The organism is Flavobacterium limnophilum (assembly GCF_027111315.2).
Classification (GTDB): domain Bacteria; phylum Bacteroidota; class Bacteroidia; order Flavobacteriales; family Flavobacteriaceae; genus Flavobacterium; species Flavobacterium limnophilum.
Genome location: NZ_CP114289.2, coordinates 4389334 through 4412594 on the forward strand (window position 1 = coordinate 4389334; position 23261 = coordinate 4412594).

The following is a 23261-nucleotide window of genomic DNA, read 5'->3' on the forward strand; positions in this document are numbered from 1 at the left end:
ATCTTTTGAATGTAAAGTAATCCTAATTGTTGCGGATACTTTGATGTTATTTTCTCAATAATTTATTCAAAACTCCAAAAGCACCTCGAATAAAAGTGGCACTCGTCAATATTTTTATGACAGATTTAGTTACTGTACCAGTGGTGTCTCCAGATTGCTTTTCTGCTTTTTCGGTCGCTTTTTCTTCCTGTTGTTGGGCAACTTCCTGTTCGGCAATCGCAATTTTTTTATTTAGCATTTCGTAAGCGCTTTCTCGGTCAATGAGTTCGCTGTATTTCTTGACCAATTTCGATTTGCTGTTGATTTCCTGGATTTCACTTTCCGTTAAAACATCCATTCTACTCATTGGGGCTCGCATCATTGTTGCGGCAAGTGGAGTTGGAGTTCCTTTTTCGCTCAAGGCCGTGACCAATGCTTCGCCAATTCCTAAACTGGTCAACAATTCATCTGTTTTATAATAATCCGATGAAGGGTAGTTGTCTGCCGTTTGCTTGATGGCCTGTCGGTCATTTGCCGTAAAAGCTCTCAAGGCGTGCTGGATTTTCAAACCTAATTGCGCCAAAACACCACTCGGAACATCCATTGGGTTTTGGGTGATGAAGTACACTCCGATTCCTTTGGAACGAATCAGTTTCACGATGGTTTCTATTTGTTCCAACAAGGTTTTGCTGGCTTCCTTGAAAATCAAATGGGCTTCGTCAATAAAAATAACCAATTCAGGCTGGTCAGCATCTCCTTTTTCGGGCATTTGGTTGTAAATCTCGGCCAATAAACTCAACATAAATGTCGAAAACAACTTGGGTTTGTCTTGAATGTCCGTCAAACGGATGATATTGACGTACCCTTTGCCATTTTCGTCAATGCGCATCAAATCGTCAATGTCAAAGGACATTTCTCCAAAAAACAAATCGGCTCCTTGTTGTTCGAGTTCGATTATTTTTCGAAGAATGGTGCCGGTTGTCGAGGTCGAAATCTTGCCGTAACTTTCCTCGATTTCGTCTTTTCCTTCTTCAGTAATATAATTGATGACTTTTTTGATGTCCTTCAAATCCAAAAGAGGCATCTTGTTGTCGTCACAATATTTGAAAATCACCGAAATTACTCCGGATTGGGTGTCGTTCAAATCCAGAATTCTTGAAAAAAGAACAGGGCCAAATTCAGAAACGGTCGAACGAAGCCGAACGCCGTTTTGTTCAGACAAAGTCATTAGTTCCACTGGGAAACTCGATACATTATATGGTATGTTGATTTTGGCATGACGTTCCGTAATAAAAGATTTCTCTTCTCCTTCCTTGGCAATTCCGCTAAAATCTCCTTTAATGTCCATCATCAAAACCGGAATTCCAAACGATGATAATTGTTCTGATAAGACTTGAATGGTTTTGGTTTTTCCTGTTCCAGTCGCTCCTGCAATCAATCCGTGGCGATTTAAGGTTTTTAAGGGGATTTTTATTTGGGCATCTCCCATAACGTCTCCGTCAAGTAGTGCGCTTCCAAGAATTATACTTTCACCTTTTGAAAGATAACCATCATTAATTTGTTTTGTGAAATCTTTACTACGCATAATTGTTTTGATTAAAATAGATTGCAAGATATTGTTTTTTTTACACTTAATAAATAGGCAGTTTGTGTTAAATTAGAGGCATTTTTATTGGAAAAACAGAAAAACATTTAAATTTAATTATTTTTTGAAAAGTGTTAAAAACACATTTAAATTAAGTCCTAAAAACGCTATTTTTGCTGTAAAAATTGAGATTTGCAGCAAGTTTTTGATTTTAATGCAAAAAAGATAAATTGACTTTTTTTGATCAAAGTTAAATTAAATGGAATATTAGTAAAAAAAGTTTTTTTATTTCAACTAAAAATATAAATTTGCTCCTCAACAAAGTTTTTTATAACAAAAAAAATAAATTATTAAAATTATTAAAAATTACGAAAATGGCAAATGTTAAAAAAGAAAAAAGTGGTTCAGGTTTAGGAGGAATGATTTCAGCAATCATTATTGCGGCATGTATTTTTGCGGGATGGTTGATCTGGACATTTATTATGGGAGATGGAGCAAATTTTGAAGGAGGAGTTAATACTGGACATCCACTTCCAGGAAATTATTTAGCAATGGTTTATAAAGGAGGTCCAATTGTACCGGTTTTGATGGGATTATTATTAATGGTAATTGTGTTCTCATTTGAGCGTTTTGCTGTAATTTCAAAAGCAGCTGGTAAAGCAAACCTTGACAAATTTATGGCTAGTGTTCAAGCAAGCATCAAAACAGGAGATATCGACGGAGCAATAGCTGCTTGTGACAAACAACAAGGTTCAGTTGCAAATGCAATTAGATCGGCTTTGGTTAAATATCAAGACGTGAAAAAAGAAGGAATTGATAGCGAAACAGCAGCAGAAACAATCCACAAAGAAATTGAAGAAGCTACTTCACTTGAAATGCCGATGTTGGAAAAACACATGACTATCCTTTCTACATTGGTTTCTTTGGGAACTCTTGCAGGATTGTTGGGAACAGTAACTGGTATGATTAAAGCGTTTGGTGCATTGGCTAGTTCAGGAACTCCAGATCAAGCGATGTTGGCAAACGGTATTTCTGAAGCACTTATCAATACAGCTACTGGAATTTCTACTTCTGCCTTGGCAATTGTTGTTTACAACTTGTTTACTTCAAAAATTGATACTTTGACTTACTCTATCGATGAGGCTGGTAACACTATCGTGAATACTTACAGACACTTCAGAGGGACTCAAAAATAATTAATAATAATTTTTAAGATTATTGCGTTATACTTTTTAGTATAGATTAAATTCTTATAAATTTAAATTTAAAATTAATGGCTGTAAAAACGTCCAAAAAAGCAGCGTCTATTGATATGACGGCTATGTGTGATGTGGCTTTTCTTTTGCTTACTTTTTTTATTTTGACCGCCACGGCCAAGGTACCGGAAGCACTGCCTGTAGATATGCCTGCATCGACTGTACAATCGAAGTTGCCAGAGTCCAATTTGGCTACTTTGACTATCGGTAAAGGAAAAGTATTTTTTGACATGAAAGGGAAAGAAGTTCGTATTCAAACTCTTGAAAAGATGGCCGAAAAATACGGGGTTGAATTTACGGATAAAGACAAAATGGAATTTTCATTGATGGAAGGTTTTGGGGTTGATATTGCAAGCCTTAAAAGTATCATCGAAATGAAAAGTTCTGAAAGACTTAAAGCAAATCAACCGGGTATTCCAAAAGATTCACTTGATAATCAATTAGCAGATTGGCTTAAAATTGCCCGTCAAGCTAATATTGACATTAATGACAAGGAATTGGAAATTGCCATAAAGGGAGATGCTAAAGAGGAATATCCATCGATCAAAAAAGTGATGGATATCTTGCAAGACCAAGGGGTTAACAGCTTTAGTTTAGTAACTGGTTTAAGAGGAAAAGATTTTTAATTAAAAAATACACACTAAAATGGCTGAATTAAATACAGGCGACGGTGGCGGTGGTAAGGACAAAAAAGTAAGAAGTAAAAAACAAAATTCAAAAGTGGATTTAACTGCTATGGTGGATTTGGCTTTCTTGTTGATTACGTTCTTTATGCTAACCACTACCTTGTCAAAACCAAAAGCGATGGAATTGGGATTGCCGGATAAAGAAAAAGATGACGATGTTAAAACGGAAATAAAAGTAGATGAATTTCGTACAATGACCATTTTGATGGGGGCTAATAATAAATTAGTTCGCTACAACGGTTTGTTGGAAAAACCAGTTCCTGGTGGTACTCCAAAAGATTTTACTTATGGTAAAGATGGGATTCGTAAAGAATTGTTGTCTAGAAAAGCATCAGTTTTGGCTTATTCAACAGCAAAAGGAAAACCAAAAAATGGAATGATTGTAATTATCAAACCGGGTAAAAAATCAAATTACCGTAACTTGGTAGATATATTGGATGAAATGGGAATTGTTGAAGTGCCAACTTATGCTATTGTAAACGATTTTTCACCAGCAGAATTAAAATTGTTAGAAGGAAAATAAGAAGTTTTCTTATGACCCAATAACCTAATAATTAAGAAATATGAAATTAGATTTATTAAAAAATCAATGGCTTGAAATAGTTTTCGAAGGTCGTAATAAAAAGTATGGTGCTTATGATTTGAGAAAATCAATTACCAAGAGCACGGTAAGATCTTTCATCATTGGAACAATGGTTTTTGCTCTTCTTGTAAGCATACCTACAATTATGCGTATGATTCCTGATGCTAGTGATGATGCTACCATTGATACTAAGATTACGGCAGTGAAGTTGCCTCCAAAAAAGGAAAAACCGAAAGATCCTAATCTTCCACCACCTCCACCACCGGCACCAAAAGTGGATCAAGTAAAATTTGTGAAACCCGTTGTGGCAAAAGCTGACGAGGTTGTAGAAGAGATTGCAGAGGTTAAAGATCTTAAAGATAAAAACATTGGTAAGGAAGCTATTAAAGGAAATCCAGATGCTGAATTAACTGTTGATATGCCCACCGGACATGGAACTGAAGCTGTTGTGGAAGAAGACAACACGGTTTACAATACGGCAGGTATTGAGGTTAAACCCGAATATCCAGGAGGAATTGAAAAGTTTTATGCCTTTGTACAGAAAAATTACCAAATGCCTGATGAAGAAGGTTTAAGAGGTAAGGTGTATGTTACTTTTGTAGTTGAAAAAGACGGTTCGCTAACGGATATCAAAGTTCTTAGAGATATTGGTTACGGAACCGGAAAAGAGGCTATTAGGGTTTTAAAAGCAACTCCAAAATGGAATCCAGGGGAACAAAATGGTAAAAAAGTAAGATGTACTTACAGTTTACCAATTAGTCTTCAATCTGCAGAATAATGTTAAAAAATTCATTAGATAATTTTCAGAAGAAATCGCCTAAAGAGCGATTTCTTCTCGTTATAGGAATCTTGTTTTTTTCGCTATATTTGTGTTTGGGACTCATAATCATTTTTTGGGAGCATATTTTTTCAAATGGTTTTCCATTTGTAATGGCGTTTAAATACAGAATAGCTTTTGGTGTTGTTTTGATTGTTTATTCTTTCTTGAGATTTTTTAGATTTTTTAATTCAAATAATGATTAGTCATGCGTAAAATAATTAAAGGTCTTGTTCTTGTTTTTGTTTGTTTCTTGTTCATGATGTGCAATCAAAAAGAACAAAATAGTGCAAAGAAAGAATCCATATTGAAAGGTTCGGCAACCGTTTTGGTAGATGAAACGTTATTGCCAATTATGGAAGAACAAGTGGCTGTTTTTGAAAGTAGTTATGATGCAAAAATCAAGTTGGTTTCAAAATCAGAATCGGAAATAGTTCTTTCTTTATTTAATTCAAAATCTGGAATTGCTGTCTTGACCCGAAATTTGACCGATGAAGAAAATAAAATCTTTGTACAAAAAAAAATTACCCCAAAAATCACTAAATTTGCGACCGATGCCATTGCCTTTATTTCAAATAAAAGTGATAAAGATACGTTAATTGATTTGAAGCATGTAATTGAGTTTATGCAAGGCAAAACAAGTTCAAAGATAAAAGGGCTTGTGTTTGATAACCCAAATTCGAGTACGGTGCGTTATATGAATACTTTGGCAGGGATTAAATCAATTCCTGAAAAAGGTGTGTATTCATTTAAAACAAATGAAGAGGTAATCAAGTTTGTTGCCAAGAATGATGGAATGATTGGTGTTTTGGGATTAAATTGGTTGACACAACCCATGCCGGAAATGCAGCAATTTGTGGATGAAGTTAATGTTTTGAGTGTTAAAGGCGTATCGGGACAAAATTATTATGTGCCAAGCCAAAACAATATAGCCGAAGGAAAATATGCTTTGGCACGTGATTTGTATATTGTCAATTGTCAAGGATATACTGGATTAGGAATGGGCTTTGCTTCATTTGTCGCTGGTGACATTGGACAAAGGATTATTTTAAAATCAGGATTGTTGCCAGTTAGAGTTCCAGGTCGAAAAATTAATATTAGAAATGAAATTAGTAATGAAAAATAATAAAATTAATATAATCTCGATGAATAAGTTTAAAATTTTAAGTCTTGCTTTTATAGCCTCGGTATCTTTTGCTAATGCACAAGATATAACCCAAGCAAGAAAAGCAATAGATGCCGAACAGTATGAAAATGCAAAATCGATGTTAAAATCGATTCTTAAAACTAGTCCAATAAATGGAAGAGCCAATTTTCTATTAGGAAATGTTTATCTGATCCAATCAGTAACGGATTCCGCAAAAATTGCCTACCAAAAAGGTTTGGCAGGAACAGATGGAGCCAGGTTAAATTATATTGGATTAGGCGTTATAGATTTGGACAATGGTAATACTGTTGCTGCTGAAGCAAATTTTGCATTGGCGTTGAAGGATACCAAAAAGAAAGATATTGAGGAATTAACAGCCATTGGCAGAGCTTATACCTATTCTACCAAACCAAATTTCAAGAAGGCAATCGAAGTTTTAAACAAGGCTAAAACCATAAATTCTAACGATGCTTATGTTCAACTAGCACTTGGAGATGCTTATAATTTTGACAAGAATCAAAACGATGCTTATGTTGCCTATAGAAATGCTTTTCAAATTGACCCTACACTTTTAAGAGCCAAAATGCAATTAGGTGTTTTGTTGAAAGGAGCAAAATCTTATGATGAAGCCATTAAGTCTTTCAATGAAGTTATTGCACTTAACGCAAATTATGGGCCAGTTTATAGAGAATTGGCAGAGACCTATTATAAATGGGGAAGAAACAAGCCTTCTAAGTCGGAGGAATACATGCAAACGGCCATTAAGTATTATGAAAAATATCTTAGTCTAACCGATCATTCATTACACTCCAGAATGCGTCATGCCGATTTCCTTGTTCTTGTTAAAGATTACAAAGCATTGGAAGTCGAAGCCAATAAAATGATTGAGATGGACAAGGTAAATCCCAGAATTTTCCGTTATTTAGGATATTCAGCCTATGAAAATGGTAATGCGGAAGTTGCCATTAAATCATTGGAAAGCTTTATTGGTAATCCAGGCAACAAGGTAATTGCAAAAGATTATTTGTATTTGGGTACAGCCAAATTCAAAAAAGGTTTAGCTGCAGATGGATTATCGATAGATTCAGCTTTATATAATTCAGGTTTGGCCGACATTAAAAAGGCGATTGAAATGGAGCCTTTGATTATAGAGGAATTGAACGAAGTTGGTAAAAAAATATTCACTTTGAAATTATTCAACGAAGCTGCTCCAGTATTTGAATTCGGAACGACAAATTCTGAGTTTAAAAATTATTTGGAAGATAATATTTATTATGGATTGTCAATTTATTATGCTAATAGCAAAAAAGGAGTAACCCCAGATCCAGTAGCCTTGCAAAAAGCGGATTTGGCTTTTGAAAAAGTAACAGTGGCTTCTCCAACTTATCTAGATGCCTATCTTTATAGAGGAAGAACAAATAGTTTGATGGGGAATGACCCAATGACTATAAAATATTATGAAGAATACGTGTCTAAAGTTGCTGAAAAAGGTGCTGAAGAAATGGCTAAACCAACTGTCTTGAAGAAAGTTATAGAGTCTTATAATACTATAGCAGCCAGTTATGCCAATACTGACAAAGTGAAAGCAATCGAATATTTTAACAAAACACTTGCTTTGGATCCAACCAATAACTATGCATCCGAATCCTTGAAGTTGTTGAAATAACAAGATTTAATTGATGTTCAAAAACCGGTAGTTACTTAAAAGCTATCGGTTTTTTTATGTAAACAAGTCAACGTTTTAAATTCACTATCTTTGCACTTTAAATTTAAAAAATGTTATCAAAAGAAATACAATTAGAAGTTAATAAAGGTGCAATGCTTCCCTTGATGGAAGAATTCTACACCATTCAAGGCGAAGGATTTCATACCGGAACTGCCGCTTATTTCATAAGAATTGGTGGTTGTGATGTCGGTTGTCATTGGTGTGATGTTAAAGAAAGTTGGAATGCCGAATTACATCCGCCAACAAGTATCGATTTGATTGTTGCCAATGCCAGTAAATATGCAGATACGGTTGTGGTTACCGGAGGCGAACCTTTGACTTGGGATATGTCTTTGCTTACTCAAAAGCTAAAAGACCAAAACCTAAAAGTACACATTGAGACTTCTGGAGCCTATGAACTTTCAGGTAGCTGGGATTGGATTTGTCTTTCGCCAAAGAAAAACAAATTGCCAACCCAAACCGTTTATGACAAAGCCCACGAGCTTAAAGTCATTATTTACAACAAACACGATTTTATCTTTGCCGAAGAACAAGCTGAAAAAGTAAACAAAAATGCTATTTTATTCCTCCAACCCGAATGGAGTAAAAAAGAAGAAATGACACCGCTTATTGTTGATTACGTAATGAACAATCCAAAATGGAGAGTATCTTTGCAAACACATAAATACTTGAATATTCCTTAAATATGAAAAACTTCTTTTTTCTGGTAGTTGCTTTTTTTTCTTTTCAATTTGCTGATGCGCAAGAATTACTGATGGAAACTGAACTCGTATCAAGTCCAGATGTTACCAATCCTAAATTTAATGGAGGTGAATTTGATAAATTTTATGAATTTATAAATCAACACTTCAATTATGCTACTGTAAAAAATAAAGGCGATATTGTTGTTGCTTTTACCGTCAATGAATTGGGAGAAGTAAAAAAAATCAAAGTTTTACAATTTCCCAACATAGAAGCAGCTTCTGAAATCATAAGAGTTTTGAATATATCTCCAAAATGGGAACCAGCAAAACGCGCTGGAAGACCTTTTAGTGTAGAAATAAAATTGCCGGTGAATTTCCAAATGAAATTAAGGAATCATTAATCCCAAAATCCAAATATCTTTATGAATAGAGTGTTGTTTTTATTGGTTCTTTTTTTGCAATTCAAATTATTTCGGCTCAAACCAGTGAACGATTTATTAATGATAATTCTTATAGTCCTTCAGATATTGATGTTAAACCTGAATTTCATGGAGGAATTGAAAAGTTTTACCAATTTATAGGAGAAAATTATAAAACGCCAACTGTAGTTGATTTTTTGGGTGGGAAAGTATATGTAACTTTTATAATAGAAAAGGACGGAAGTATATCTGATGTAAAAGTTTTGAGAGACGTTGGTTTTGGTACGGGGAAGGAAGCAATACGAGTATTGGAGTTGTGTCCAAAATGGACTCCTGGCCGTCAAAACGGAAAAAATGTTAGATGTAGTTATAGTTTGCCAATATCATTACAGGCTAATATTTTTAAAGCATCAGAAGTAGATAAAAAGCCAGAATTTGAAGGAGGAATGCAAAATTTTTATGAATTTGTTAGGAAAAATTATAAAATGCCTGAAATTGAAGGTTTAAAAGGTACTGTTTATATTACGCTTATAGTTGAAAAGGATGGAAGTCTTTCTAAGGTCAAAATTTTACGTGATATAGGGTATGGAATAGGAGAAGAGGCGCTTAGGATCTTAAAAATATGTCCAAATTGGGTTCCTGCTCAACACAAAGGACAAAAAGTAAGATGTTCCTATTCTTTGTCAATGACATTACAGTCTAGTTAATAATTATCCCAAACATTGTTTGGGATTTTTTATATTTACAAAAAATCAATAAATGAAATCACAATTCCTTCTTGATCCGAATATAATTTTTTTAAATCACGGTTCTTTTGGCGCTTGCCCAAAACCAATTTTTGACGAATACCAACGTTTTCAGCTGGAATTGGAAAATGAACCTGTTTATTTTATTCAAAAAAAACAGGCAGAATATTTGAAAATAGCCAAGGTAAGATTAGCAAAATATATGGGTTGTCAAGCCAATGATTTCTTTTTTACGCCAAACCCAACCTTTGCTGTAAATACGATTATGCGCAGTTTGGATTTGAAAGAAGGAGATGAAATCCTCACTACCAATCACGAATATGGCGCAATGGACAGAACTTGGAATTTCTATTGCAAAAAATCGGGAGCCAAATACATTCGCCAAAACATATCGCTTCCTATTGTTTCCAAAGAACAAATCTTGGAAGAATTTTGGAGTGGCTATACTTCCAAAACCAAAATTGTTTTCCTGAATCAGATTTCTAGCGCAACGGCATTAATTTTTCCAGTAAAAGAAATTTGCGATAAAGCCCGTGAATTAGGATTGATTACCATTATTGACGGCGCTCACGTTTTGGGTCAAATGGATTTGAATATCACGGAATTAAACCCCGATTTTTATACCGGAACGCTTCACAAATGGATGTTGGCTCCAAAAGGAAGTTCTTTTCTGTATGTGAAAAAAAATTTTCAGGAAATGCAGGATCCACTTGTGGTGGGGTGGGGTTACGAAAGTGTTTCTCCAGGCGAAAGCCAGTTTTTAGATTATCAGGAATTTCAGGGAACGAGAGAAATTTCAGCATTCTTATGTACACCAAAAGCGATTGATTTTCTTGAAGAAAACGATTGGAAAACCAAAGCAAAGGAATGTAGAAGTATCGTTCTGAATAATTACCAACGCTTTTGCGATTTGCTCAACACAAAACCGATTTGTCCAATTACGGAAGATTTTTTAGTTCAAATGGCAAGTATTTCTGTAAAGACTTCAAATCCTGCAGCATTAAAAGAATTGCTTTTCAATAAATACAAAATCGAAATTCCTGTAATGCCTCTAAACGGAAATTATTTTATACGCTATTCTATAAATGGGTATAATTCCCAAGAAGATTTAGATATTTTATACAAAGCATTGCAAGATATTATAGCAACAACGGATTTGATAGAATTATAGATATTGTTTTTGCCACAAAGGCGCAACCACACAAAGCTCTAATGTAAAAGCCTTTTTTGTGCGTCATAAATTTATAGTGAAGTTTTAAACTTGTTTTTTCTTTGTGACTTTGTGTCTTTGTGGCATTTTATCTGTTTTCTAAACTGAAAGCTTAGCTAAATAATCATAATGTTCTCCTTCGAGAATCAATTCGCACTGTAAACCATTGGCGAAAGCCGCATTTTGCAATGTGTTGTAATCAAGATAAAGCCACGGAAAAGTGGCTTCGGTTTCATTCTTGTAGGAAACAGTAAAAGTCAATTCGCCATAATAACCATCTCCAGGAATCCACTTTCCACCATCTTCATCATCGTCAAACATATAGATGATGTCCGAAGAATCAATAAGAATTTGACCATTTGGGTTTAATAAGCTTTTTAGTTTTTGTAAAAAGTTGGGCGTTTCTTTCAATGTTCCAAAAATCCCCGTGCCATTCATTAGTAATAAAATGGTATCGAATTTTTCGTTTTCCAATGTCAGTATGTCTTGTACTTTGGCATTTTTCAAACCACGAAGTTCACAAGCTTGGATGGCATTTGGAGAAATATCTATCGAAGTGACATCAAGATTGCGGTCATTTTGCAAAGTCAAACTGTGACTTCCAGCTCCGCAACCCACATCAAGAATTTTACCTTTGGCCAATTGCAACGCTTTTTGTTCCAATTTTGGCATTTCGTCATAACTTCGAAAAAGATAAGCGACACTCATTTCGTCAGCTTCAGAAATAGAAGTTTCGGTAATTAAATCCTCGGGAGAATTATTGGTTTGAAAATCGAGTATGGCTTTTCCGAAAAGGTCTTTCATTTTAGTTGCTGTGTTAATTTGAGGATTTGTTTGTTTGATTTGAGTAAATTTGCGGTCTGATTCTTCGAATAAACGAATAACCAAATCCTCAAATGGACAAAATTCTAAACAATCTTCCTAAAGAAGCCAAAGATAAGCATATCGAAAACAAAAAGTATTTTGATAAGCTAAAAAAGAAGACACCAAAAAACTTGGATTACGTGATGCAAGATTTACACGATGCCGAATTCAAGAAAACCGATTGTTTGAAATGTGCCAATTGTTGCAAAACCACTGGCCCATTATTCACTTCTGCCGACATTGAGCGAATTTCAAAACACCTCCGACAAAAACCGCAACAATTTATCGACCAATATTTGCGTATTGATGAAGATAAAGATTATGTGTTGCAAAGCGTGCCTTGTGCTTTTTTGGATTCCGATAACACTTGTTTTATTTATGATGTCCGTCCAAAAGCCTGTCGAGAATTCCCGCATACCGACAGAAAGAAGTTTCAGCAAATCTCTGATCTAACTTTGAAAAACGTTGTAATTTGTCCAGCAGCTTTTAATATTGTCGAAGAAATGAAGAGGAAAATGCCTTTGTGAAATTAAAAACTGTCCTGATTTTATAAAATTCTACAGTTTGATTATTACCAATTAGCCTTTAAACTGTACTTTTGGCATAAGTCAAACTAACCTGTATCAAATTGAATTTAGAATATTTCATTGCCAAACGACTTATCACTGCTAAACATTATAAAAGCAGCATATCGGCACCCATAATAAAAATTGCAATTTCTGCCATTGCCATTGGAATGATTATGATGATCGTGTCTGTAGCTACCGGAATTGGATTGCAACAAAAAATTCGCGAGAAAGTTTCAGCTTTTAATGGGCATATTATTATTTCCAATTACGACAACAATCAATCCGAAGTTACTTTGGTTCCCCTTTCCAAGAAACAGAACTTTTACCCAAAATTCAACTCCGTTCCAGAGGTAACCCACATCCAAGCCATTGCCAGCAAAGCAGGAATCATTAGAACCGAAACCGCTTTCGAAGGAATAATCCTCAAAGGAGTCGGAACGGATTACCAATGGGATAATATAAAGGACTATGTCATTTCGGGCAGATTGCCTGATTTTTCAAAAGGAATCAATCAGGAAGTTGTCATTTCCCAATTTTTGGCAAACCGATTAAACTTAAAAGTAGGTGATTCTTTCAATACATTTTTCATCAAGGAAGATCAAAATCAATTACCCAATAGCCGAAGATTCAAAATCACCGGGATTTTCAACTCGGGTTTCCAGGAATTTGACGCTACTTATATAATAGGTGATATTCGACACATCCAACGAATGAACAAATGGAAGCCGGATCAAATCGGGGCATTCGAAGTTTTTGTAAACGATTTCAATAATATCGAAGCCATTGGCGAAAAAGTCTATGAACAAACTACATCAACACAAGATACGAGAACCATAGTCGAAAAATACAGTTACATCTTCGAGTGGTTAAAACTCTTCGATTTCAACATCATCATTATATTGGCTGTAATGATTATCGTGGCAACTATTAATATGGTGGTCGCACTATTGGTACTTATTCTCGAACGCACCCAAATGATAGGAATCTTGAAAGCATTGGGCGCAAGCAATTGGTCAGTTCGGAAAATATTCCTGTACAATGCGCTCTACCTTATAATAAGAGGACTGTTTTGGGGTAATCTTATCGGCATTTCGTTATTGTTAATCCAACAGTATTTCGGAATCATCACACTTAACCCCGAAAATTATTACGTCAATAAAGCGCCGGTTTACCTTAACTGGGCTTATGTTGTGCTTTTAAATCTCCTCACGATTACCGTTTGTTTTTTGGTATTATTAATTCCCTCCTATATAATAACCAAAATATCTCCAGTAAAAGCCATTCGTTTCGATTAGATTTTTTTTCTAGGAGCTTTCTCCCGCTATCCGTTACAATCTTGTGTGCCGAACCCCGGCACACAAGGATTTCCACTACTATCGGGGCTATGGTAGTTGTTGTCAAAGAGAGTTCTGTTCTTATGTATAAAATTCGCGCCTATTATATAGTGTAGAAAAGTGGTTTCGTTTAACAAAAACCGAATGATTCTTTTGTTTGAATTAGTAGTGATAAGAGAGTAATAGTAGGGAATGGCTTTCTGTCAAGGTTATTATTGGTTATTTTGACAACTTCCAATAGGGAATTCCCATTCAATTCCCATTCCATTTCCTCTCAACGCCCAGTCAAAGCCTAGTTTGTGGTACCCTAAACATTGGTAAAAAGTTTAGAATGTAAGGGGTCAAAGCCAATTTGGCACTTAAATCAGATTGTTATTGAGAGATTGGTATGTCAAAAGGGAATAAAAAGGCGTTCGATTTATGGCTACTTCGCCTTGCAAAACCCCTAAAACTGATTAAATCGGCAAAAACCCCTAGTGTAAAATCACAAAATGCTAAAAAAGCACTGTTGTAAAACACGAAAAACCAGTTCATTAAAAAATAGTTTTAAAAAAGATTGAAAAGGGTGTTGTTTAATCGAAAACACTCACTACTTTTGCACCCGCAATGACGCACAAGTTCTTATAAACACTGGCAAACAAGAAGAAATCAAGAGAAGATTTATTTTCAAAAAAGGTTTAAAAAAAGTTTGCGAGAAATAAAAAAGAGTGTTGCATTTGCACCCCGCTAAATGAACAATGTTCCTTGAAAAACTGACAAGAAAATTAAGAAGAAAGGAAAAAATATTTTTCAAAAAAACTTCACAAAAAGCTTGTCAGAAAGAAAAGACTTTGTTACTTTTGCACCCGCTAATCGAGAGACTGGCACTTAAAAAAAAGAAAGACACGTTCCTAGACATATTGAATTGACAGCCGTCCCGATTTATCGGGACAATAATAAAGAGAGTAAGAGAATCGGAAGATTTAAAAAACCACTAGAATTTGAGTCGAATAACAATAGCTTAATTTATTAAGCAAACAATATACGATGAAGAGTTTGATCCTGGCTCAGGATGAACGCTAGCGGCAGGCTTAACACATGCAAGTCGAGGGGTATTGGTTTTCGGACCAAGAGACCGGCGCACGGGTGCGTAACGCGTATGTAATCTACCTTTTGCAGAGGGATAGCCCAGAGAAATTTGGATTAATACCTCATAGTATTATAGTATGGCATCATATTATAATTAAAGTCACAACGGCAAAAGATGAGCATGCGTCCCATTAGCTAGTTGGTATGGTAACGGCATACCAAGGCTACGATGGGTAGGGGTCCTGAGAGGGAGATCCCCCACACTGGTACTGAGACACGGACCAGACTCCTACGGGAGGCAGCAGTGAGGAATATTGGACAATGGGCGCAAGCCTGATCCAGCCATGCCGCGTGCAGGATGACGGTCCTATGGATTGTAAACTGCTTTTGTACAGGAAGAAACATCCCGACGTGTCGGGACTTGACGGTACTGTAAGAATAAGGATCGGCTAACTCCGTGCCAGCAGCCGCGGTAATACGGAGGATCCAAGCGTTATCCGGAATCATTGGGTTTAAAGGGTCCGTAGGCGGTCTTATAAGTCAGTGGTGAAATCTCCCCGCTCAACGGGGAAACGGCCATTGATACTGTAGGACTTGAATTATTAGGAAGTAACTAGAATATGTAGTGTAGCGGTGAAATGCTTAGAGATTACATGGAATACCAATTGCGAAGGCAGGTTACTACTAATGGATTGACGCTGATGGACGAAAGCGTGGGTAGCGAACAGGATTAGATACCCTGGTAGTCCACGCCGTAAACGATGGATACTAGCTGTTGGGCGCAAGTTCAGTGGCTAAGCGAAAGTGATAAGTATCCCACCTGGGGAGTACGTTCGCAAGAATGAAACTCAAAGGAATTGACGGGGGCCCGCACAAGCGGTGGAGCATGTGGTTTAATTCGATGATACGCGAGGAACCTTACCAAGGCTTAAATGTAGATTGACCGGTTTGGAAACAGACTTTTCGCAAGACAATTTACAAGGTGCTGCATGGTTGTCGTCAGCTCGTGCCGTGAGGTGTCAGGTTAAGTCCTATAACGAGCGCAACCCCTGTTGTTAGTTGCCAGCGAGTCATGTCGGGAACTCTAACGAGACTGCCAGTGCAAACTGAGAGGAAGGTGGGGATGACGTCAAATCATCACGGCCCTTACGCCTTGGGCTACACACGTGCTACAATGGCCGGTACAGAGAGCAGCCACTGGGTGACCAGGAGCGAATCTACAAAACCGGTCACAGTTCGGATCGGAGTCTGCAACTCGACTCCGTGAAGCTGGAATCGCTAGTAATCGGATATCAGCCATGATCCGGTGAATACGTTCCCGGGCCTTGTACACACCGCCCGTCAAGCCATGGAAGCTGGGGGTGCCTGAAGTCGGTGACCGCAAGGAGCTGCCTAGGGTAAAACTGGTAACTAGGGCTAAGTCGTAACAAGGTAGCCGTACCGGAAGGTGCGGCTGGAACACCTCCTTTCTAGAGCCTAAATGTTAGTTGCTTGCAACACTTTTAGGAAAGAAGACGAAAAATATTATTGGAAAGAATCGAAAGATTCAATTACTCTCGCTGTTAGTTCAAATAATACACGTAAAACCTGACAAAGGTTTTATTTTTAAGAAAAGAGTGTCTCGTAGCTCAGCTGGTTAGAGTACTACACTGATAATGTAGGGGTCGACAGTTCGAGTCTGTCCGAGACAACTATTTTAGACTTAAAAAAAGGAAATTTTAGAGGTTGAGTGAAGCCGTTTTAAGTATTGTTAACTGAAAACTGTTAACTGACACTAAAAAATGGGGGATTAGCTCAGCTGGCTAGAGCGCCTGCCTTGCACGCAGGAGGTCAACGGTTCGACTCCGTTATTCTCCACAGATGCTGAATCAAGTTCAGCATAAAAGTTCATTGACATATTGAGATAAGAAATAATAAAAAGTAGAAAGCAGATTTTCTAATTTATTAGGAAATCGAAACAAAACGGTCATAATTAAATTTATGATTGGTACAATAAGCAAAATAAGGGCGTATGGGGGATGCCTAGGCTCTCAGAGGCGATGAAAGGCGTGATAAGCTGCGAAAAGTTACGGGGATTGGCACACACGATACGATCCGTAAATACCTGAATGGGGCAACCCACTATGTTGAAGACATAGTACACCGATAGGTGGGCAAACCCGCTGAACTGAAACATCTAAGTAGGCGGAGGAGAAGAAAACAAAAGTGATTCCGTAAGTAGTGGCGAGCGAACGCGGATTAGCCCAAACCAGTGTTGTTACGGCAATGCTGGGGTTGTAGGACCACGATATTTGTTGCGGATAGAATTAGAATCTACTGGAAAGTAGAGCCATAGAAGGTGATAGCCCTGTATAAGTAATAGAAGATAACGATAGTGGTATCCTGAGTAGGGCGGGGCACGTGAAACCCTGTCTGAATTTGGCGGGACCATCCGCTAAGGCTAAATACTCCTGAGAGACCGATAGTGAACCAGTACCGTGAGGGAAAGGTGAAAAGAACCGTGAATAACGGAGTGAAATAGATCCTGAAACCATACGCTTACAAGCGGTCGGAGCCCTTTCGTGGGGTGACGGCGTGCCTTTTGCATAATGAGCCTACGAGTTAACGTTGCTGGCAAGGATAAGTGGTTAAGCCACGGATCCGTAGCGAAAGCGAGTCTGAATAGGGCGCTTTAGTCAGTAGTGTTAGACGCGAAACCGTGTGATCTACCCATGGGCAGGATGAAGCTGTGGTAACACACAGTGGAGGTCCGAACCGGTTGACGTTGAAAAGTCTTCGGATGACCTGTGGGTAGGGGTGAAAGGCCAATCAAACTCGGAAATAGCTCGTACTCCCCGAAATGCATTTAGGTGCAGCGTTGGTCATAAAGTTATATAGAGGTAGAGCTACTGATTGGATGCGGGGGCTTCACCGCCTACCAATTCCTGACAAACTCCGAATGCTATATAATGTTTACCAGCAGTGAGGGCTTGGGTGCTAAGGTCCAAGTCCGAGAGGGAAAGAACCCAGACCATCAGCTAAGGTCCCCAAATATATGTTAAGTTGAAAGAACGAGGTTTGTCTGCATGGACAGCTAGGATGTTGGCTTGGAAGCAGCCATTCATTTAAAGAGTGCGTAACAGCTCACTAGTCGAGCGGACGAGCATGGATAATAATCGGGCATAAACATATTACCGAAGCTATGGATTTGATATTAAGTTATCAAGTGGTAGGGGAGCATTCTAACAGGGTAGAAGGTGTGTTGTAAAGCATGCTGGACTGGTTAGAAAAGAAAATGTAGGCATAAGTAACGATAATGCGGGCGAGAAACCCGCACACCGAAAGACTAAGGTTTCCACAGCTATGCTAATCAGCTGTGGGTTAGTCGGGACCTAAGGCGAACCCGAAAGGGACAGTCGATGGACAACGGGTTAATATTCCCGTACTAGTTATAATTGTGATGGGGTGACGGAGTGATGAAAGTGTCGCGAACTGACGGAATAGTTCGTTGAAGTACCTACCTATAGGCTGCGCAGGCAAATCCACGCGGCTTGGGGAAATACGATAGTACTCGGAGTCTTCGGACAAAGAGATAGTACACCTAAGGGCTTCCAAGAAAAACCTCTAAACTTCAGATTATAAGTACCCGTACCGCAAACCGACACAGGTAGTCGAGGAGAGAATCCTAAGGTGCTCGAGAGATTCATGGCTAAGGAATTAGGCAAAATAGACCCGTAACTTCGGGAGAAGGGTCGCCAGCAGCAATGCTGGCCGCAGTGAAGAGGTCCAGGCGACTGTTTATCAAAAACACAGGGCTCTGCAAAATCGTAAGATGAAGTATAGGGCCTGACACCTGCCCGGTGCTGGAAGGTTAAGAGGAGATGTTATCTTCGGAGAAGCATTGAATTGAAGCCCCAGTAAACGGCGGCCGTAACTATAACGGTCCTAAGGTAGCGAAATTCCTTGTCGGGTAAGTTCCGACCTGCACGAATGGTGTAACGATCTGGACACTGTCTCAGCCATGAGCTCGGTGAAATTGTAGTAACGGTGAAGATGCCGTTTACCCGCAGTGGGACGAAAAGACCCTGTGCACCTTTACTATAGCTTAGTATTGACCTTGGATAAATGATGTGTAGGATAGGTTGGAGACTGTGAAGTGGCGTCGCTAGGCGTTGTGGAGTCATTGTTGAAATACAACCCTTTGTTTATCTGAGGCCTAACCCCGAACACGGGGGACATTGCTTGGTGGGTAGTTTGACTGGGGTGGTCGCCTCCAAAAGAGTAACGGAGGCTTCTAAAGGTTCCCTCAGTACGCTTGGTAACCGTGCGTAGAGTGCAATGGCATAAGGGAGCTTGACTGAGAGACATACAGGTCGATCAGGTACGAAAGTAGAGCATAGTGATCCGGTGGTTCCGCATGGAAGGGCCATCGCTCAAAGGATAAAAGGTACGCCGGGGATAACAGGCTGATCTCCCCCAAGAGCTCATATCGACGGGGGGGTTGGCACCTCGATGTCGGCTCGTCACATCCTGGGGCTGGAGAAGGTCCCAAGGGTTGGGCTGTTCGCCCATTAAAGTGGCACGCGAGCTGGGTTCAGAACGTCGTGAGACAGTTCGGTCTCTATCTACTGTGGGCGCAAGAAATTTGAGTGGATCTGATTCTAGTACGAGAGGACCGAATTGGACTAACCTCTAGTGTATCTGTTGTTCCGCCAGGAGCATCGCAGAGTAGCTACGTTGGGAAGGGATAAGCGCTGAAAGCATATAAGCGCGAAACCCACCACAAGATGAGATTTCTTTTAAGGATCGTGGGAGATGACCACGTTGATAGGCTATAGATGTAAAGGCAGTAATGTCATAGTCGAGTAGTACTAATAATCCGTAAGCTTATGTACACATCCTCCCCCCAGCCCCCTCCGAATGAGGGGGGGAAGGGGGAAGAAACTTTCTAATACTTTTTATATTCTTTATCTCAGTATGTCAAGATATTGTGTAATGTTGTTCTGATACAGTCGGAATACCCATTGCAAAACGACCTTAAGGTGGTTATTGCGGCGGGGCTCACCTCTTCCCATCCCGAACAGAGTAGTTAAGCCCGCCTGCGCAGATGGTACTGCAGTTATGTGGGAGAGTATGTCGTCGCCTTTCTTTTGAAAAAACCCTGTTTCTAACGAAACGGGGTTTTTTGGTTTATAGGTACGCCGTGTTCGCCTAGCGGCTCGGTTCGTCGCCTTTGCTTCGCCAGTTCGGCTAAAGCCTCGGGTCTTTTGAAAAACCCTGTTTCTAACGAAACAGGGTTTTTTGGTTTAAAAAGGTTTTTAAGATTTTTATCAAATTTTTCATCAACCCAAAGAATATTATTACAGATCGGAGCATTCTAGGTTGTATGATTTAATAGTTCCAAAAGGAAATATTTTGAGAAAAATCAACGGTTTAATCGATTTTTCTTTCATTTATGATGAGTTAACAAATACTGCGCCACTAATGGTTGTATGGTGGAAAGTCCTGTTCGTATGTTCAAGTATTTTCTTCTTAAAACAATTTACACCGTTTCTGATGTTGTAGAGTGCTCCCTATATGATATGTTCTTTAAATATTTCTTGGATATTACTCCTGAAGATGGCGTTATCAATTTGAGTTCGTTGACAAAATTCAGAAAACTACGTTTGAAAGACACCGATTTGTTGAACTTATTGATAAATAAAACGGTGACCATAGTTATCGAAAAAGGCATCATTCGTTCGAAGTCTATCATCGTTGATGCTACTCATACTTTATTAAGATCCAATCCGTTTTTAGCCATAGACGTATTGCGGGAACGGTTCAAGCTACTTCGAAAAACGATATATACCTTCGATGAGCAATTCAAAGAACGTATGTCTCAAAAGAATACCGACAATGATTTAGAAAAGGAGTTGGCTTATTGCAAAGAGCTAGAAACACGCATAGAAAAAGAGCCTTCAATAAGTTCAATCCCTGCTGTGAAAGAATAATTAAACCTTTTAAAAGAAACCGTAGATGATACTCAAGAAAATTTTATACTATCGAAAGATTCCGATGCAAAAACAGGTCGTAAACCTGCCGATAGTTCCTTTTTTGGATACAAAACTGATTTAACTATGACTGAAGAGTGCATCATTACTGCCGCTGTGATTACATCGGGAGAAAAAGGAGATGGTCCAGAACTACCTAAACTTTTAGAGATTAGTCGAGAAAACGGAATTGATGTAGAAGCCGTTATTGGTGATGGGGCTTATTCTGGAAAAGAAAACCTTAAAATAGCCAGTGAACAAAACATTAAAGTAGTAGCTCGTCTGAATCCATCAATAGCACAAGGATTTAAAAAAAAGTTTGCGAGAAATAAAAAAGAGTGTTACATTTGCACCCCGCTAAATGAACAATGTTCCTTGAAAAACTGACAAGAAAATTAAGAAGAAAGGAAAAAATATTTTTCAAAAAAACTTCACAAAAAGCTTGTCAGAAAGAAAAGACTTTGTTACTTTTGCACCCGCTAATCGAGAGACTGGCACTTAAAAAAAAGAAAGACACGTTCCTAGACATATTGAATTGACAGCCGTCCCGATTTATCGGGACAATAATAAAGAGAGTAAGAGAATCGGAAGATTTAAAAAACCACTAGAATTTGAGTCGAATAACAATAGCTTAATTTATTAAGCAAACAATATACGATGAAGAGTTTGATCCTGGCTCAGGATGAACGCTAGCGGCAGGCTTAACACATGCAAGTCGAGGGGTATTGGTTTTCGGACCAAGAGACCGGCGCACGGGTGCGTAACGCGTATGTAATCTACCTTTTGCAGAGGGATAGCCCAGAGAAATTTGGATTAATACCTCATAGTATTATAGTATGGCATCATATTATAATTAAAGTCACAACGGCAAAAGATGAGCATGCGTCCCATTAGCTAGTTGGTATGGTAACGGCATACCAAGGCTACGATGGGTAGGGGTCCTGAGAGGGAGATCCCCCACACTGGTACTGAGACACGGACCAGACTCCTACGGGAGGCAGCAGTGAGGAATATTGGACAATGGGCGCAAGCCTGATCCAGCCATGCCGCGTGCAGGATGACGGTCCTATGGATTGTAAACTGCTTTTGTACAGGAAGAAACATCCCGACGTGTCGGGACTTGACGGTACTGTAAGAATAAGGATCGGCTAACTCCGTGCCAGCAGCCGCGGTAATACGGAGGATCCAAGCGTTATCCGGAATCATTGGGTTTAAAGGGTCCGTAGGCGGTCTTATAAGTCAGTGGTGAAATCTCCCCGCTCAACGGGGAAACGGCCATTGATACTGTAGGACTTGAATTATTAGGAAGTAACTAGAATATGTAGTGTAGCGGTGAAATGCTTAGAGATTACATGGAATACCAATTGCGAAGGCAGGTTACTACTAATGGATTGACGCTGATGGACGAAAGCGTGGGTAGCGAACAGGATTAGATACCCTGGTAGTCCACGCCGTAAACGATGGATACTAGCTGTTGGGCGCAAGTTCAGTGGCTAAGCGAAAGTGATAAGTATCCCACCTGGGGAGTACGTTCGCAAGAATGAAACTCAAAGGAATTGACGGGGGCCCGCACAAGCGGTGGAGCATGTGGTTTAATTCGATGATACGCGAGGAACCTTACCAAGGCTTAAATGTAGATTGACCGGTTTGGAAACAGACTTTTCGCAAGACAATTTACAAGGTGCTGCATGGTTGTCGTCAGCTCGTGCCGTGAGGTGTCAGGTTAAGTCCTATAACGAGCGCAACCCCTGTTGTTAGTTGCCAGCGAGTCATGTCGGGAACTCTAACGAGACTGCCAGTGCAAACTGAGAGGAAGGTGGGGATGACGTCAAATCATCACGGCCCTTACGCCTTGGGCTACACACGTGCTACAATGGCCGGTACAGAGAGCAGCCACTGGGTGACCAGGAGCGAATCTACAAAACCGGTCACAGTTCGGATCGGAGTCTGCAACTCGACTCCGTGAAGCTGGAATCGCTAGTAATCGGATATCAGCCATGATCCGGTGAATACGTTCCCGGGCCTTGTACACACCGCCCGTCAAGCCATGGAAGCTGGGGGTGCCTGAAGTCGGTGACCGCAAGGAGCTGCCTAGGGTAAAACTGGTAACTAGGGCTAAGTCGTAACAAGGTAGCCGTACCGGAAGGTGCGGCTGGAACACCTCCTTTCTAGAGCCTAAATGTTAGTTGCTTGCAACACTTTTAGGAAAGAAGACGAAAAATATTATTGGAAAGAATCGAAAGATTCAATTACTCTCGCTGTTAGTTCAAATAATACACGTAAAACCTGACAAAGGTTTTATTTTTAAGAAAAGAGTGTCTCGTAGCTCAGCTGGTTAGAGTACTACACTGATAATGTAGGGGTCGACAGTTCGAGTCTGTCCGAGACAACTATTTTAGACTTAAAGATTCTGAAATAAATTCAGAATAAAAGGAAATTTTAGAGGTTGAGTGAAGCCGTTTTAAGTACTGTTAACTGAAAACTGTTAACTGCCACTAAAAAATGGGGGATTAGCTCAGCTGGCTAGAGCGCCTGCCTTGCACGCAGGAGGTCAACGGTTCGACTCCGTTATTCTCCA

At 38.9% G+C, this 23261-nt stretch carries 14 protein-coding genes, 4 tRNA genes, 4 rRNA genes and 1 pseudogene; 21 read left to right on the forward strand and 2 right to left on the reverse strand.

From position 1 onward, the window contains the following. Positions 1-46: 46 nt before the first annotated feature. Entirely contained in the window at positions 47-1564 is a 1518-nt protein-coding gene (locus OZP13_RS18200; RefSeq protein ID WP_281298142.1) for a helicase HerA-like domain-containing protein, read from the reverse strand. A 374-nt stretch (positions 1565-1938) separates the two neighbouring features. Between OZP13_RS18200 and OZP13_RS18205 the strand changes: the two genes are divergently transcribed. The 10 genes from OZP13_RS18205 (at position 1939) to OZP13_RS18250 (ending at position 10798) form a co-directional block, all read left to right on the forward strand. Further along, complete coding sequence (locus OZP13_RS18205; RefSeq protein ID WP_281298143.1) at positions 1939-2760, forward strand: MotA/TolQ/ExbB proton channel family protein; 822 nt, start codon at positions 1939-1941, stop codon at positions 2758-2760. Between the two features lie 77 nt (positions 2761-2837). Further along, positions 2838-3446, forward strand: coding sequence for an ExbD/TolR family protein (locus OZP13_RS18210; RefSeq protein ID WP_281298144.1), 609 nt, complete (start codon positions 2838-2840; stop codon positions 3444-3446). Between the two features lie 19 nt (positions 3447-3465). Next, positions 3466-4029, forward strand: coding sequence for an ExbD/TolR family protein (locus OZP13_RS18215; RefSeq protein ID WP_269241557.1), 564 nt, complete (start codon positions 3466-3468; stop codon positions 4027-4029). A gap of 40 nt (positions 4030-4069) precedes the next feature. Continuing rightward, a complete protein-coding gene (locus OZP13_RS18220) occupies positions 4070-4867 on the forward strand; it encodes an energy transducer TonB (protein WP_269241558.1) in 798 nt (265 codons plus the stop codon). 247 nt (positions 4868-5114) lie between these two features. Continuing rightward, positions 5115-6032 (forward strand): PstS family phosphate ABC transporter substrate-binding protein, encoded by a 918-nt coding sequence (locus tag OZP13_RS18225; protein ID WP_281298145.1) that lies wholly within the window; start codon positions 5115-5117, stop codon positions 6030-6032. A gap of 19 nt (positions 6033-6051) precedes the next feature. Continuing rightward, complete coding sequence (locus OZP13_RS18230; protein ID WP_281298146.1) at positions 6052-7719, forward strand: tetratricopeptide repeat protein; 1668 nt, start codon at positions 6052-6054, stop codon at positions 7717-7719. 110 nt (positions 7720-7829) lie between these two features. Continuing rightward, positions 7830-8462, forward strand: coding sequence for a 7-carboxy-7-deazaguanine synthase QueE (locus tag OZP13_RS18235; RefSeq protein WP_269241560.1), 633 nt, complete (start codon positions 7830-7832; stop codon positions 8460-8462). Positions 8463-8464: 2 nt separating this feature from the next. After that, a complete protein-coding gene (locus OZP13_RS18240) occupies positions 8465-8863 on the forward strand; it encodes an energy transducer TonB (protein WP_281298147.1) in 399 nt (132 codons plus the stop codon). A 215-nt stretch (positions 8864-9078) separates the two neighbouring features. Beyond that, a complete protein-coding gene (locus OZP13_RS18245; protein WP_269241563.1) occupies positions 9079-9588 on the forward strand; it encodes an energy transducer TonB in 510 nt (169 codons plus the stop codon). Positions 9589-9640: 52 nt separating this feature from the next. Beyond that, positions 9641-10798 (forward strand): aminotransferase class V-fold PLP-dependent enzyme, encoded by a 1158-nt coding sequence (locus tag OZP13_RS18250; RefSeq protein WP_281298148.1) that lies wholly within the window; start codon positions 9641-9643, stop codon positions 10796-10798. Positions 10799-10936: 138 nt separating this feature from the next. On the opposite strand, the gene OZP13_RS18255 is transcribed toward OZP13_RS18250, so the two are convergent. Then, complete coding sequence (locus OZP13_RS18255; protein WP_269241566.1) at positions 10937-11641, reverse strand: class I SAM-dependent methyltransferase; 705 nt, start codon at positions 11639-11641, stop codon at positions 10937-10939. Between the two features lie 92 nt (positions 11642-11733). On the opposite strand from OZP13_RS18255, the gene OZP13_RS18260 reads away from it, so the two are divergent. The 11 genes and pseudogenes from OZP13_RS18260 to OZP13_RS18310 all read left to right on the forward strand — a co-directional run bounded on the left by OZP13_RS18260 (position 11734) and on the right by OZP13_RS18310 (position 23261). Continuing rightward, positions 11734-12228 carry a YkgJ family cysteine cluster protein gene (locus OZP13_RS18260; RefSeq protein WP_281298149.1) on the forward strand — a complete coding sequence of 165 codons (495 nt, stop codon included), beginning with the start codon at positions 11734-11736 and terminating at the stop codon, positions 12226-12228. Between the two features lie 101 nt (positions 12229-12329). Then, entirely contained in the window at positions 12330-13565 is a 1236-nt protein-coding gene (locus tag OZP13_RS18265; protein ID WP_269241568.1) for an ABC transporter permease, read from the forward strand. A gap of 1062 nt (positions 13566-14627) precedes the next feature. Beyond that, positions 14628-16141, forward strand: a 16S ribosomal RNA gene (locus OZP13_RS18270). A 148-nt stretch (positions 16142-16289) separates the two neighbouring features. Next, positions 16290-16363: transfer RNA gene (locus OZP13_RS18275), tRNA-Ile, on the forward strand. A gap of 92 nt (positions 16364-16455) precedes the next feature. Continuing rightward, a tRNA-Ala gene (locus OZP13_RS18280) sits at positions 16456-16529 on the forward strand. A gap of 133 nt (positions 16530-16662) precedes the next feature. Further along, positions 16663-19546 (forward strand): 23S ribosomal RNA (locus tag OZP13_RS18285). A gap of 143 nt (positions 19547-19689) precedes the next feature. After that, a 5S ribosomal RNA gene (gene rrf, locus OZP13_RS18290) occupies positions 19690-19799 on the forward strand. A 186-nt stretch (positions 19800-19985) separates the two neighbouring features. Next, positions 19986-21034: pseudogene (locus tag OZP13_RS18295) on the forward strand (transposase); the annotation flags it as partial. Positions 21035-21337: 303 nt separating this feature from the next. Continuing rightward, a 16S ribosomal RNA gene (locus tag OZP13_RS18300) occupies positions 21338-22851 on the forward strand. Together the 16S, 23S and 5S rRNA genes with 4 tRNA genes alongside form the textbook arrangement of a ribosomal RNA operon. 148 nt (positions 22852-22999) lie before the next feature. Beyond that, a tRNA-Ile gene (locus OZP13_RS18305) sits at positions 23000-23073 on the forward strand. Between the two features lie 114 nt (positions 23074-23187). Next, positions 23188-23261, forward strand: a tRNA-Ala gene (locus OZP13_RS18310).